Origin of the sequence: Methylomusa anaerophila (genome assembly GCF_003966895.1) — a bacterium.
Classification (GTDB): domain Bacteria; phylum Bacillota; class Negativicutes; order Sporomusales; family Sporomusaceae; genus Methylomusa; species Methylomusa anaerophila.
Map to the genome: position 1 here is coordinate 2685306 of NZ_AP018449.1, position 12746 is coordinate 2698051.

Sequence of the window (12746 nt, forward strand, 5' to 3'; positions counted from 1 at the left end):
AGTAGCTTGATATATTTTAACGAGTATAATTTTGAGGAGGTAGCCTTGATGCAAACATTAAAACAAGAAGCTATTGAGGCAATTTCCAAATTGCCCGATTCGGCTAGTCTTGAGGAAATTATGTATAGACTGTATGTTATAGACAAAGTGAGAAAGGGCTTAGAAGCTACTGAACGCGGGGAAACGATTTCAGTTGGTGATATGAAAAAAGAGATTGGTGTATGGTAAAGTGGTCTATACCGGCTAAACAAGATTTAAAACAAATTCATGATTTTATAGCGCGTGATTCAGACCGTTATGCCAAGAAAGTTGCAATGGAAATTGTTGATAGATCTGAAGCATTAAGCCATTTTCCTGAGATGGGAAGGAGTATTCCAGAACTCAATGATCCGAGCATCAGGGAAATGGTTATTTATTCTTACCGTCTAATTTACAGGGTGTCACTTAATGAAGTGGAAATTTTAGCATTAGTTCATTCAAGAAGAGAACTTACGGTTGAATCTTTAGATGATTTGAAAAGCTAGATTTTATTTGGTGCTTTTTCCATAGTATAAGATGCCATAGTGGGGAGATGATTGACACCATGCCATTTGTAAGAAAAATTGTTAATAGTAATGTCTTAGCCGGAATTATTGATATTCCTGAAGCTTTACAAAATAAAAGAGTTGAAGTAATTATTTTTTCCTTGGATGACAATAGTACAACTGTGAGCCAAATTGGAAAAACAAAAAAAGCAAAAGGTTTTCTGGATAAATACAAAAATACTGCTCTTATCGAGAAAGAATCTGCGGCTTGGGCAGAGGCGGCGACCGGAAAACATGAACATCGTTGATGCAAATATTATTTTGCGGGACGAACCCAGGATGGCCTAGGTTCATTTTAATTATTGGTTTTCGCCAGTGGAGCGCGTGAATTTTGCGCTCCACTATTACTGTTGCCTCAAATGTCCAGCAATAGACGGTATTTTTTGACCGAAACTTGACGGAAACCCTGACCATCGTAACCTCATCATTAGAACGGAAGAGGGGAGAATTATGTTAATTCTCCCAGAATTGCAGTATATGGGGACGCCTGGGGACGTTCGGGATACCTGGGGCCAATTCTCGGAGGGCCGACTGGGAACCTTTATCGAGATAGTACCCGGGCAGCCTGTCTGTGGGCGGCAAGGGCGCGAAACTTAAATCACCAACTGCGCTCGGAGAAACCCATGCAGTAATACCTTTGGACAGGAGTTCGATTCTCCTCGTCTCCACCAGAATTTGGAAATTGAAAATACCCGCGAAATTTTCGCGGGTATTTTGCTTTATATTAGGAAAAAGTAACTGTGCTAAACCGAATTTTATTATATTTCCGGTAACATGGGCAATCATTAGCAAGAGGGTTGACTGGAATTGTGGAGATACGGGCAAGATGCTCTTTGATTTATTGAACATCAAGTTTAGTGAGAAAAAAAGTGAAATAGCGAATGTGAATTATTTCATTGTTAGGGGATAAGCGGGAATAAATGATTCTTCCAATAGGTATATTAAACCTTAGTAAGGTGAATAGATCTTATGTTTTTAATTAGATGTTGATGGTATTACAGAGTAAGGAGATAAATCATGGACAAAGAAAATACAATGAGTAATTCGGGAAAACTTACAAAAGAACAGGGCTTAACTCTCAATGGAAACTTACAGGTGGCTGTTGGTGGTGAGGTACACCAAATAGCCGGTGGCGAACACCCCGCGCTCACTACTAACCAGGGCGTCCCGCTTTCCGATAATCAAAACTCGCTCAGGGCCAACCCGAACGGCCCTACCCTTGGGGAGGATTTCATTCTTAGAGAGAAAATTACCCATTTTGATCACGAGCGTATTCCGGAACGTGTCGTTCACGCACGAGGGACAGGCGTGCATGGATTCTTCGAGTTGACCACCTCATTGAAGCAATACACCACCGCCAGGATACTCACCGAGGTAGGTGAGAGGACACCCGTGTTTACTCGTTTCTCTACCGTTGCCGGTGGTGCAGGTTCGGTAGATACCCCCCGTGACGTACGTGGATTTGCTGTCAAGTTTTACACTAAGGAGGGCAACTGGGATCTGGTCGGCAACAACATTCCGGTTTTCTTCATTCAGGATGCCATTAAATTCCCCGACCTTATTCATGCTGTAAAAATGGAACCCGATCGCGGTTTTCCGCAATCGGCAACCGCTCACGACACATTCTGGGATTTTATTTCACTCACGCCTGAATCCATGCATATGGTAATGTGGATCATGTCTGATCGCACAATACCACGTTCTTTACGGATGATTGAAGGTTTTGGCGTGCATAGTTTCCGGCTGATTAATGATTCAGGCGAATCCACTTTCGTCAAATTCCACTGGCGTCCCAAACTAGGTTTGCAGTCCACTATTTGGGATGAGACAGTCAAGATTTCCGGTGCGGATCAAGACTTCCACCGGCGCGATATGTTCGACGCCATCACGTCAGGTAATTTTCCTGAATGGGAATTTGCGGTTCAGCTTTTCACGCAGGCGGAAGCGGACACATTCCCGTTCGATCATCTGGACCCGACTAAGCTGATTCCCGAAGAATTGGTGCCCCTGAAAGTGATTGGACGCATGGTGCTGGATCGTTGGCCGAACAATTTCTTCGCGGAGACGGAACAGATTGCTTTTTGTCCCTCTCATCTCGTACCAGGTATTGATTTTTCCAATGATCCACTGTTGCAGGGCCGTTTATTTTCCTATCATGACACACAGCTTTCGCGTCTGGGTACGCCCAATTTTCACCAGATTCCGATAAACGCTCCCAAGTGCCCGTTTTCCAATCAACAACGTGATGGACACATGCAGATGGCGCAACAGGCGGGCCGTGTTGCCTATGATCCCAGTTCCCTGTCCGGTGAATCGCCACGCGAAACACCGACCAACGGTTTTCATAGTGCTGCGATAACTGAACCAGGCGGAAAAGGCCGCATCCGTGCTGCAAGCTTTGCTGATCACTACAGTCAAGCGCGACTGTTTTATATCAGCCAAACAGCGTATGAGCAAGCGCATATCGCTTCAGCTTTGGTGTTTGAGCTTTCCAAGGTTGAACATGTTCACGTGCGTGAGGCGATAGTCGGTCATCTGCGACATATTGATGAAGCCCTTGCCCAAAGGGTCGCTGCCGGCCTTGGGTTCAACAAGATTCCTGATGCACCGGTGGCCGCAAGGCCTGTGCAGGAGATGAAGCCTTCGCCTGCATTGCAGATCATCGGCAAGATGAAAGACACGCTTATGGGGCGTGCGATTGGTATCCTGATCGCGAATGGTTCAGACGGTGCTGTAGTCGAGAAGATTAAAAAGGCGGCGACGGGTGCAGGTGCCACCGTGAAGATTGTCTCCCCAAAAGTGGGAGACGTGAAGCTTGCTGATGGTCTGATGTTGGCTATTGACGGACAACTGGCTGGTTGCCCTTCTGTGTTATTTGATGCAGTTGCTGTTATTCTCTCTGATGAAGGCGCAAAGGCGCTGTCGATGGAAAGCGCTGCCATCGATTTTGTGCGCGATGCTTTCGGTCATCTCAAGGCAATTGCCGTCGATAAAGAGGGTCAGGCGCTTTTGAAAATAGCGAATGTGGGACAAGATGCGGGTGTTGTGGACGCTAATAACCAAGAAGCATTTATTGTTGCGGCAAAGACCCGCCAATGGAACCGGGAAAAATCCATTCGAACATTGGCGTAAATAGAAAGTAGCAATGCCGATGTTAAGTCAAACTATTGACCGAGAGTATTATCTTTTTATATGCTGGTTATGAATCTCCCCTCCACCTTAAGATATAATGGAAATATTATATCTTAAGGTGGAGGTTTGGTTTTATAAAGGTAATTTGCCATCTGTGTGGATTAAGGCGGTCGCACGGCGGGTCGATCTCATGAACTATTCGCTTGTTTGATAAAGAATAGCAACATGGACTGCTAGCTGTCCATGTTGCGTAAAGTAACTATAATTAGGGCGTTTTCTTCTGTCATTATTCCATTACCACAGTGTATCTACTTGAATATTTGACACAATAAATGATATAATAATGTCATAATTGAGACATTGTTTGGGGGGTTTTGTTATGAGAGTTCCTGTTGTAAAGCCGATCAAAGAATTACGTGATACAAAGACCATCGCCGCCATTTGTAATGAACAGGGGAGGCCGGTCATTATTACAAATAATGGACGGACGCAGCTTGTTATTATTAGTGAAGCTCAATTTGAAGAGTACGAGAATATGAAAGCAAGACTTGATTTGTACGAGAAGTTAGCGGAAGCGGAAGCGGAGGCGAATACGGGATTTGAAGGACATCGCCTATCCGACGTAGCAAAAAATCTAATGGCAGATTTAATTTGATATGACGATGGTTCCCTTTGCGATCAAACTGTTGACACCTGCACGGCAGGATTTGTATGAAATCAAGCAATTTATTCAACAAGATCGTCCGCTTACAGCCAGGCGGGTTATGGAAAAAATTTTTCAGGACATCATAACGCTGGAAACATTGCCAGAGGCGGGTTCAGTGGTTTATGACAAGCGGCTGCAGATGATGGGATATCGATATTGGCCTGTGCTTGACGGCAAGTACATTGCTTTTTACGTAGCTTACAAAAGTAAAAGGCTTGTACAAATACGGCGCATTTTGTCTGCAAGACAGGATTATTTGCCGATTTTGCGCGGGAAGCTGTAGCAGTATGAAGGGACACCTGGGGACGTTCCTGTTTTGTCACATTTGCAAACTCGTTTTGCGATAACCGCCAAGAGGAGGTAGTAAAATATTGACGGATTAGGAACGTCCCCTAGCGTCCATTCTTTGTCAACAACCTGACCGGAAGGTGTTATGCTTCGTCCGGTATTGTCTTGCCTAACTCTATTCCAACGCCTTTTTCAAGATATTCAGCGAAATGCTGTCGTTGATGCTCTCGACAAAAGGAATGTTTGCCGGGGTTACGCTGGCGAGGGTCCAGCGCAGCAGGGCGGGTGTAAAGTCTTTATCCAGCGCGCCGCGATAGGTGGATAAGACGCAGTATTCGGCGCAAAAACCGCTGATAATGATCGTATCAACACCCAGGCCGCGCAGTACCGTTTCCAGTTCGGCATAAGAAGTCGATCATCGGGTTAGTTGCGGCTCTTTTAATCCTGTGCGGGGGCTTTACTGCTGCGAAAATTATCGGCGGTTCCGCGAAGATAGCCTCTTTGGCCTTTGCTCCGAATGGGACATACGAAGGCGTCGTAAAAGATGGGAAACCAGCCGGGAAGGGGGTAGTCAGTTTCCCCATGGAAAAAAATACGAAGGCTCTTTTAATGGCTTCGTATTATCAGGCCAGTTCATCTTGACGGACGCTCGCGGCAACCGTTACGAGGGCAGCTTTAACAACGGCTTGCTTCAAGGGAAAGGCCAATTTACCTCCGGGGATCAAACACAATCCTACGAAGGGAACTTTCTTAATAACATGTACGACGGTCAGGGCATCTTGATAGACAAGGGCAAGGGAACCTATACCGGGGAATTCAAAAATAGCAGGTTCCATGGCTTCGGAAGATTCACGGCTAACGACGGTTCCATTTACGAAGGTACTTTTGCCAATGGGATACTGAATGGAGATGGGTCCATAACATATCCAGACGGGAGTAAGTTCAGCGGGAAGTTTGTCAACGGGACACCGGTAGCAAAACCTATTTCCATAAGGGACTTTGCAATAAACGGGATATCCTTGGGTAGTCTTTTGGCGGATGCCTCCGCAAAATTGGGGAATCCGCTTTCCGAGAACCGATTGCAACAACGGATGAGCATATACCAAATGTCCAACAATGTCGAGATAGTTGCTATGGGCGGAAGGGTTGTACGCCTTACACTGAAGGGAGCAAGCTCCCTCTCGACGGCAAGGGGTATTAAAATTGGGGATAATTTAACTAAGGTTAAACTTTTTTATGGGAACGGATATAGAGAGAATCGCTTCCAAAACACCAACAGCATAAACTGCGATTTCGGCGATAAAGGAATACGCTTTATAATGGATAGCGCAGACATAGTACAACAAATCGACATCCAGTTTTACACCGGCTGATAGCTATAGTAGGACGAAAATTCAGGGGATATATTGGTGATTGAGGCCAGGCGACGTCCGATAGTCAGTTTATGTCATGTGGGATATGGGAGACAGGAATACTGTCCCAGTGAATTATCTGATTGGGAATTGACGGATTTACAAGGTCACGGATCAGCCTCTACCAAAACTTGAATGTCGCTTCCGCCTAATGTATTATGGTTTATAGCCTATCGTATATTTGTGCGCGGTCAAGAGGTTTGGATAGAAAATGGACAATAAATTTTGGACGAAATTATCTAGCCAATTGACAATTGCCTGTAGTTAAGCATTCTTCGTCATTTTTATGATCTTATCTCTTCCACCTTGACCATCAAGGGTCCGCTAACGCCAGCGAAAAGAAACCGCTCGCCCTTGACAACCAAGGTTCCAGAAATTTTGTATAATCAAGCGACGAAGAATTATTCAAAAAACGCAAAAGCCATCTTCAGTAGAAGAATGGCTTTCTTATTTAGCTTCAATATGCGATATTTATACCAAAGTATCTACTCTTCAATGTATGGATACGCTAATTAATGAGTCGGATTGACCCGTTACGGGTCAGAAACTTTTATCGACGTGCTTTAAGGCGGTTTCTGCGGACGGCAATGCTTAATGTCCAGCCTAAAAGGCAATCTTGTATCGGTTTTAAGGGATGTGTCCTGTTGTGATTCAAACGTTCAAACTCCTGTCAAAAAATTGATGTAAACTATGTCTAAACACTTGATTTTACTGACATTGTCTGGTTTTTCTTTTAGAAATAATAATTATACATAAGACTGGGATTTTGGTTAATTTTTGTGATATTTTTAAAATGGGTATGAGAATTTTACATGGGTACTTACGACATAAGGGACATTTCGGATTGAGGGTGCCAGTGTTTAGGATAATTGGTTATAAGTGAATAGCTTTGAATTATAAGCTGTTTAGGTTTAGATACAGCTCATATGAATGGCTTGAGTAGAATGTATGATGTGGTAGTGATTTTTGCTATAATATATGTATAGATAAAGTGCTATAAACATGTTTTCATTTGATTGGGAGGTGTGTGGGGTGGCTATGGATTTACTGAAAGCTAAGGATAATGAGCATGTTGCACTGGCTGAACTAAAGAAACGTGTACAAGAGAAAACGGCAGTCGCGAAAGTTGTTGTTTTTGGTTCGGTAGCTCGTGGCGAGGCAACAGAAGACTCCGATCTGGACGTACTGATTCTTACGGAAGAGCAAATCTCTTATTCAGAGGAAACTTCTATATTTGATATAGCGTTCTTTGTTAACCTGGAGTACGATACCAACATTAGCGTAGTGGTTGTTCCAAAGGAAAAATGGGAATCTCCTGTCTGGTCGCTGCTGCCACTTCATCAAGCGATTGCCAGAGAAGGAATTGCCGTATGACCGCAGAAGGCAGTGTGAAGGAGTTAGCGCGTTATTGGCTGAGCAAGTCGCTGGAGGCGGAAGAAAGTGCGACGCTGCTGTTTGAGCATCGGCAATGGTCGGCTTGCGTCAGTAGATTGTACTATGCCTCATTTTACGCTATGAGTGCACTTCTTGTATTGCGTCAATTAAGCTACGGAAGGCATTCCGCTGTTAGGGCCAGCTTACATAGAGATTTTGTAAAAACGGGCGCATTGCCTGTAGAGGCGGGTATGGTGTACAATCGGCTGTTTGAATGGAGACAAAAGGCCGATTACGAAGCTTTTCTGGAAATGAATGAGCAAATGGCTGAAGATCTGTTGATACAAGCAAGGGATTTGCTTACAATCTTGCGCAAGTATGCAGAAAATGAAATAGGCTGACGGAGTTTGAGTGGCTAGAGGAGTTTTCTAAAAGATGTTTAGGGTGCCGCGCGTCAGGCAGGTTCGGGCTTGCAATGATTACGTTCTGCGGGTTACGTTGACAATAGAGTAACGAAGCTTATGATCTAAAGCCTAAATTGAATGATGAGCGCTTTCTCATTTTATTCGATAGAGGCTTTTTTAAAAACATACAGGTTGACGGCGGAGGAGTCGGAATTAGTTGGAGCGGTGATGTCGACTTGAGCGAAAACGAACTTTGGACTAAAGGCAAGGAACTGAGTTAACCGAATTCCAAATTGTGGAATAGGATATGGGATTTGTCTGGTTGCGGATCGCCTCCGCCAATTGAATCTCCCCTCCACCTTAGTTATAATAGAAATATATTATGTCTAAGGTGGAGGTTTTATTTTGCATGTGACGTGCCATTTCTGTGGCACCGGATTTGACCAAGCCAAAAATTTCCAGATAGGTGCAGGCTGAATTCCAGAAGGTCATAGAGTGCTTGATAAAAGAAGGAAGGATTTCTTGATGAATCTTAACGATTTTGAAAGCTATATCGATAGAAAAATTCTTGCAAGAGGATATGACTATTTTGAAAACAACTGTGTGGTCTCAATAAAGGAAACGGATGACAATATATATGAGGCGGAAGTGGCAGGCACAGAGCTTTATCTAGTGAACGTTGAGCTGGATGGCGAAGCCAATATAATTGATACCCAATGCGGCTGCCCTTATGACATGGGAGAGTATTGCAAGCACCAGGTGGCGGTATTTTTTGCATTGAGGGATATGAAGGCGGATCATCCTCAAAAAGATAGCGATGATTTAAAAAGTAAAATTAGTTTGGGACCGGGGAATAAATTTTTTGTCCTCCCGCAAGGGAAGGCCCGCAGTATTGAAGATATTCTTTCCCAAAGAACAAAGGAAGAACTGGTTGGGTTCTTGCTGGATATTGCAGCCGAGTACGATGAGATAAAACAACGGATTGAGTTGAATTTTGGCGATACAAATGATGCTGAGGAGATCAAAAAATCGATTGAGCTTATTCGTACTTTTTTCAATAAGAATTCCGACCGGCATGGCTTCGTTGCTTATGGTGATACTTATGAAGCCGTAAGAGGTGCGGACTTGGTATTAAAAAAGGCCCGGGCTGCCTTTGAACACAAGAAAACCCTTCATGCTTTAGATCTTACCCTTTGTGTAATACATGAGCTGATGGACCTGCTGGAAAACTGTGATGATTCTGATGGCATTGTTGGTGGGGCTATTGAGGAAAACCTTGATTTTATAAAAGAAATGGTTGAGGAGGAAGAATTCAATCCGGCCGTTAAAGAAGGCTTCTTTAACAAGCTTATGGAAGAAGCGGCCAATAAACGGTATGATGGATGGTCTGACTGGAAGCTGGAACTGTTGGAAAATTGTTCGACACTGGCGGATATTCCTTCTTTAAGAAACAGATTGGAAAATCGCCTGCAATCAATGCTGGATGACGAAGAAGGGGATTCCTGGAGCGTCAATTATTTCAATGAAAAAGTATTTCAAATCAGATATAATATGATATTGCAGAATGAGGACGAGAAGGCGGCGCTGGATTTTGTAGAGCAAAACCTCCAGTTCTCCAGCTTCAGAAAAATGACCATAGGACGGGCGATGCAGAGCAAGGATTATGATCAGGTAATCAAGCTTGCACTTGAAGGAGAGGCAAAGGACAAAGATTTGCCGGGTCTTGTGAATGACTGGAGGGAGTACCGGTACAAAGCATATAACCTTTTAGGGAAGCTTGATGAACAGCGTGGATTGGCAACAGATTTTATTCTGGCTGGCAGCTTTGAATATTATAAGGATTTGAGAAGCACCTATAATGACGAAGAATGGGCTGTTGTATATCCTCAAATCATCTCCCGGCTGGAAGATCAAAAGAAATTTCATAGCGACATTTATACCCGTATTCTTATCGAGGAAGGGGAAAAGAAAAAACTCCTTGAGTATGTTAAAAAAAATCCCTCAGCAGTTGAAAGCTATTATAAACACCTTGTTCCTGAATTCAGGGAAGAGGTTTTTGATTTGTTTTTGAAATATATCGAACAGGTGGCAGCAAGGGCGGGCAACAGAAGGGATTATCAAGGAGTTTGCGCTATTATCCGGAACTTGAAAAAAGCAGGGGGAAAAGATCAGGCGTTGGAAATCAAACAGAAGTTTTCTATCAAATATGCAAACAGACCGGCGTTCAGGGATGAATTGACAAAGGTATAGGCTCATTTTAAATAGAACAGGGACCAGCTAATTAAAGTCAAGCCCTAAATACAATTTTTGATCAAAGTAAAAAAAAATAAGCATAGGAAACAAGCCTTTCTCAAACGCGAACGTTAATTAAGAAAGGCGCAAACAATGTTCATTTGATTCTTGCCCTAAACTCAATGTTTGTATAAATCACCTGCTGTTCTCTCCGATGATTCAACCGAATAATGCTCTTTCAGCTGGTCAAACAAACTTGGGCCGCACTCATACCTGGATTTTGCCGCAGTCAGTCGAGCACTACTCCTTCATAAAGTTTTAGGTTAGTTTTTCTTTCGCCCAATAATATCGCTATATCTAAGCAGCGTGGATGAAGAGGCTTGTGAATTTTGGGAGCGTGTTTGGGATGAAGTTAACGCCCGCTATGAATTATACAGTTTACTAATTGCGTTCATCGCATTTTTACTAAATTCTCTAACGCTTATATCAGTGTCAAAATGTTTATCTTGCCATTTCGTATAATCGAAAGGTTCTTTAATGATTAAGGAAATGAAGCGTTCTGCATCGACTTTACCGAGTTTATTAATTAAAATACTCATACCTTCATTTTTGATAACGCTATCCGTTTTCATTTTATTCGACCTCCAGCCTAGTTAAGAATTCAATCGGATCTATTACGTCAATTTCAGAAATATCTTTATTTAATAGTTTCCTATCCGTAGTAAGATAATAATCACATTTTGATGCAACAGCACAAGAAATATGCAAAGCATCTTTTGTTTTGATTCCTTTTACTGTTAAGGATTCAGCAAATAATAAAATTTCTTCGGATTCAATAATGGTTTCAGCGGCAATATCTTTCCAAAGAATGATAGAATTTCTTCTGATTTCAAAAGGGTTTTGCATATTTTCATATTCTAAAACATATGACCAAACAAAATCAAATTCCCCCTTCAATATTTGATCTTGGACATATAGTTTTGCTTGGGTTTCTAAATGGATTCTTAATTGAGTCTGATTGTCAAAAGGGCGGTTAAAACAACAATTATCCAAATAAATTTTTAATTTTTTGGATTCCGCTTTTCGTTTGGCATATTTTTCTATTAAATTCACGCAACCGTCCCCCTTATACCGTCCCTTTTATCAATATCTTTGGTTTAACAAATTCATACTCGCGTTCAAGTGTATCATCGACTGCTTTTTTACCACGTTCATCTAGAGTGCGGTATTTTTTTATAATGGTCTGTTCTTGAGGGGTATAAGGGTCAGCTATAGGGGGCGAGACATCCTTTCCTGCTATAAGAAAAGTGGAAGAAACCTCCAAAGCATTTGCAACTCTTTCTATTAATTCCAAAGGAATTTTGCGCTTGCCAACCTCATAACCAGCATATGTAGATTGAGGTATGCCCAATACCTTTGCAAACTCGTTTTGTGATAGCCCTTTATCTTGACGAACATTAGCAAGCCTTTTGCCAAATTGAATATAAATATCTGTGTCCGTTATGATATTCACCTTCTTTCACTTGATTAAAGATTAGCACAGTATAGCGCAATTTGCAATTGAAAACAATAAAAATATATTGACTTAAACGTAATATGAGGTTAAAGAGGGACAGGGGGACAGGTGTGCGCCACGAAAAGTGTCCCTCAGATTGTACAGAACTGTCTTTGAAAATGGGTGGATTTGCAGGGTCACGGATCAGTCTTCTGAACCCTTGGCCGTACTCTCGTTAAACCCTATTGTGACTGGGCTTAACGGGATATAGATGTTAAAAGAACTCTGCTGTCATGATGACAATAGAGTTCTTTTTTGTACCTTGACAATATCCCCCTGGGGGGGATATCATATTGCTGGAGGGATGAATTTGGAGAACCATGTTCACGCACACCAGAAACAGGTTGTAAATAGGCTCGCAAGGGTCGAAGGTCATGTGAGAGCCGTCAAGCAAATGGTTGCAGATGGGCGGGATTGTCCCGAGGTTCTGCTCCAGATTGCCGCCATCCAGAAGGCCATTGACAATACCGCAAAGTTAATTCTGAAGGACCATCTGGAACATTGCCTTGTCCACGCAGTCAACGAAGGCGGGCATGAGGATTTCCTGGAGAAGCTCCAGGAAGCTCTTGACCGTTATATCAGATAGGAGGGAGATTAATGAGAGCGGTACTATTTTTGGCAGTCTTGTTGGCCACTCCATCCGTTGCTTACGCTCACTCAGGCGCAGTCTTTAGAGTAGCTGTAAACTATATTCCTATGCTACTGGCATTGGTTCCTATTTTCTGGACTCCGATTTCTAAATTTTTCAGGCGATGGAGGGACTTATTCAGAAAAGAAGACAAGTAGGAATAAGGGACTCCAAAAATATTGATCCATTAGAGTTTAGTTGAAAAGATACGAAAGTTCATCGGGGAATATGTTGAATAACTATCGTTAAAAGAAATTTTAAATAATACTTTCACTGTGGCGTTGGCAAGATAGCTTTGTTCGTTAATATCCGGTAGAATTCAGTCCTGAACAATATAAAAAAGTCCAGCCTCTGATCTCAGAAGCTGGACAATCCATTTTTAATATTAATATTTGCATTAATCTATAAATTATCTGCATCCCTTGCCTAAG

General features: G+C 42.6%; 15 protein-coding genes and 1 pseudogene. 12 read left to right on the plus strand and 4 right to left on the minus strand.

The features are described from left to right. The first annotated feature begins 48 nt into the window (after positions 1-48). The 6 genes from MAMMFC1_RS12145 (at position 49) to MAMMFC1_RS12170 (ending at position 4705) form a co-directional block, all read left to right on the plus strand. On the plus strand, positions 49-228 hold the full coding sequence (locus MAMMFC1_RS12145; protein ID WP_126308763.1) for a hypothetical protein: 180 nt from the start codon (positions 49-51) through the stop codon (positions 226-228). After that, positions 222-524: a type II toxin-antitoxin system RelE/ParE family toxin gene (locus tag MAMMFC1_RS12150; protein ID WP_126308764.1), complete on the plus strand. Its 303-nt coding sequence runs from the start codon at positions 222-224 to the stop codon at positions 522-524. The genes MAMMFC1_RS12145 and MAMMFC1_RS12150 overlap by 7 nt, the downstream gene beginning before the upstream one ends. Positions 525-583: 59 nt before the next feature. Continuing rightward, complete coding sequence (locus MAMMFC1_RS12155; RefSeq protein ID WP_126308765.1) at positions 584-832, plus strand: hypothetical protein; 249 nt, start codon at positions 584-586, stop codon at positions 830-832. A gap of 769 nt (positions 833-1601) precedes the next feature. Continuing rightward, the gene (locus tag MAMMFC1_RS12160; protein ID WP_126308766.1) at positions 1602-3716 is read left to right on the plus strand and encodes a catalase; all 2115 of its coding nucleotides are present in this window, start codon (positions 1602-1604) and stop codon (positions 3714-3716) included. A gap of 379 nt (positions 3717-4095) precedes the next feature. Then, positions 4096-4371 carry a type II toxin-antitoxin system Phd/YefM family antitoxin gene (locus tag MAMMFC1_RS12165; RefSeq protein ID WP_126308767.1) on the plus strand — a complete coding sequence of 92 codons (276 nt, stop codon included), beginning with the start codon at positions 4096-4098 and terminating at the stop codon, positions 4369-4371. Between the two features lies 1 nt (position 4372). After that, complete coding sequence (locus tag MAMMFC1_RS12170; protein WP_126308768.1) at positions 4373-4705, plus strand: type II toxin-antitoxin system RelE/ParE family toxin; 333 nt, start codon at positions 4373-4375, stop codon at positions 4703-4705. Positions 4706-4885: 180 nt separating this feature from the next. Here MAMMFC1_RS12170 and MAMMFC1_RS12175 read toward each other — a convergent pair whose 3' ends face one another. Next, positions 4886-5107, minus strand: coding sequence for a cysteine hydrolase family protein (locus MAMMFC1_RS12175; protein WP_126310592.1), 222 nt, complete (start codon positions 5105-5107; stop codon positions 4886-4888). 49 nt (positions 5108-5156) lie between these two features. On the opposite strand from MAMMFC1_RS12175, the pseudogene MAMMFC1_RS22915 reads away from it, so the two are divergent. The 5 genes and pseudogenes from MAMMFC1_RS22915 to MAMMFC1_RS12200 form a co-directional block, all read left to right on the plus strand. After that, positions 5157-5432, plus strand: a pseudogene (locus MAMMFC1_RS22915) (hypothetical protein); the annotation flags it as partial. A gap of 36 nt (positions 5433-5468) precedes the next feature. Further along, entirely contained in the window at positions 5469-6083 is a 615-nt protein-coding gene (locus MAMMFC1_RS12180; protein WP_232035432.1) for an MORN repeat-containing protein, read from the plus strand. Positions 6084-7160: 1077 nt separating this feature from the next. Further along, positions 7161-7496, plus strand: a complete 336-nt coding sequence (locus tag MAMMFC1_RS12185) for a nucleotidyltransferase family protein (RefSeq protein ID WP_232035813.1) — start codon at positions 7161-7163, stop codon at positions 7494-7496. Next, entirely contained in the window at positions 7493-7897 is a 405-nt protein-coding gene (locus MAMMFC1_RS12190) for a HEPN domain-containing protein (protein WP_126308771.1), read from the plus strand. The genes MAMMFC1_RS12185 and MAMMFC1_RS12190 overlap by 4 nt, the downstream gene beginning before the upstream one ends. Before the next feature lie 528 nt (positions 7898-8425). Beyond that, positions 8426-10150: an SWIM zinc finger family protein gene (locus tag MAMMFC1_RS12200; protein ID WP_126310593.1), complete on the plus strand. Its 1725-nt coding sequence runs from the start codon at positions 8426-8428 to the stop codon at positions 10148-10150. A gap of 404 nt (positions 10151-10554) precedes the next feature. Here the strand turns inward: MAMMFC1_RS12200 and MAMMFC1_RS12205 are convergent, their stop codons facing one another. The 3 genes from MAMMFC1_RS12205 to MAMMFC1_RS12215 are packed head-to-tail and all read right to left on the minus strand — an operon-like array spanning position 10555 to position 11645. Further along, positions 10555-10764 (minus strand): hypothetical protein, encoded by a 210-nt coding sequence (locus MAMMFC1_RS12205; protein ID WP_126308772.1) that lies wholly within the window; start codon positions 10762-10764, stop codon positions 10555-10557. Position 10765: 1 nt separating this feature from the next. Next, positions 10766-11245 (minus strand): PIN domain-containing protein, encoded by a 480-nt coding sequence (locus MAMMFC1_RS12210; protein WP_197723809.1) that lies wholly within the window; start codon positions 11243-11245, stop codon positions 10766-10768. A 13-nt stretch (positions 11246-11258) separates the two neighbouring features. Next, entirely contained in the window at positions 11259-11645 is a 387-nt protein-coding gene (locus MAMMFC1_RS12215) for a helix-turn-helix domain-containing protein (RefSeq protein WP_126308773.1), read from the minus strand. Positions 11646-11991: 346 nt separating this feature from the next. Between MAMMFC1_RS12215 and MAMMFC1_RS12220 the strand changes: the two genes are divergently transcribed. Continuing rightward, positions 11992-12273 carry a metal-sensing transcriptional repressor gene (locus tag MAMMFC1_RS12220; protein WP_232035433.1) on the plus strand — a complete coding sequence of 94 codons (282 nt, stop codon included), beginning with the start codon at positions 11992-11994 and terminating at the stop codon, positions 12271-12273. Positions 12274-12746 lie beyond the last annotated feature (473 nt).

Coding starts and splice junctions, on each gene's coding strand:
- MAMMFC1_RS12145 (WP_126308763.1), top strand. CDS start 49: ATGCAAACATTAAAACAAGAAGCTATTGAGGCAATTTCCAAATTGCCC.
- MAMMFC1_RS12150 (WP_126308764.1), top strand. CDS start 222: ATGGTAAAGTGGTCTATACCGGCTAAACAAGATTTAAAACAAATTCAT.
- MAMMFC1_RS12155 (WP_126308765.1), top strand. CDS start 584: ATGCCATTTGTAAGAAAAATTGTTAATAGTAATGTCTTAGCCGGAATT.
- MAMMFC1_RS12160 (WP_126308766.1), top strand. CDS start 1,602: ATGGACAAAGAAAATACAATGAGTAATTCGGGAAAACTTACAAAAGAA.
- MAMMFC1_RS12165 (WP_126308767.1), top strand. CDS start 4,096: ATGAGAGTTCCTGTTGTAAAGCCGATCAAAGAATTACGTGATACAAAG.
- MAMMFC1_RS12170 (WP_126308768.1), top strand. CDS start 4,373: ATGACGATGGTTCCCTTTGCGATCAAACTGTTGACACCTGCACGGCAG.
- MAMMFC1_RS12180 (WP_232035432.1), top strand. CDS start 5,469: ATGTACGACGGTCAGGGCATCTTGATAGACAAGGGCAAGGGAACCTAT.
- MAMMFC1_RS12185 (WP_232035813.1), top strand. CDS start 7,161: ATGGATTTACTGAAAGCTAAGGATAATGAGCATGTTGCACTGGCTGAA.
- MAMMFC1_RS12190 (WP_126308771.1), top strand. CDS start 7,493: ATGACCGCAGAAGGCAGTGTGAAGGAGTTAGCGCGTTATTGGCTGAGC.
- MAMMFC1_RS12200 (WP_126310593.1), top strand. CDS start 8,426: ATGAATCTTAACGATTTTGAAAGCTATATCGATAGAAAAATTCTTGCA.
- MAMMFC1_RS12205 (WP_126308772.1), bottom strand. CDS start 10,764: ATGAAAACGGATAGCGTTATCAAAAATGAAGGTATGAGTATTTTAATT.
- MAMMFC1_RS12220 (WP_232035433.1), top strand. CDS start 11,992: ATGAATTTGGAGAACCATGTTCACGCACACCAGAAACAGGTTGTAAAT.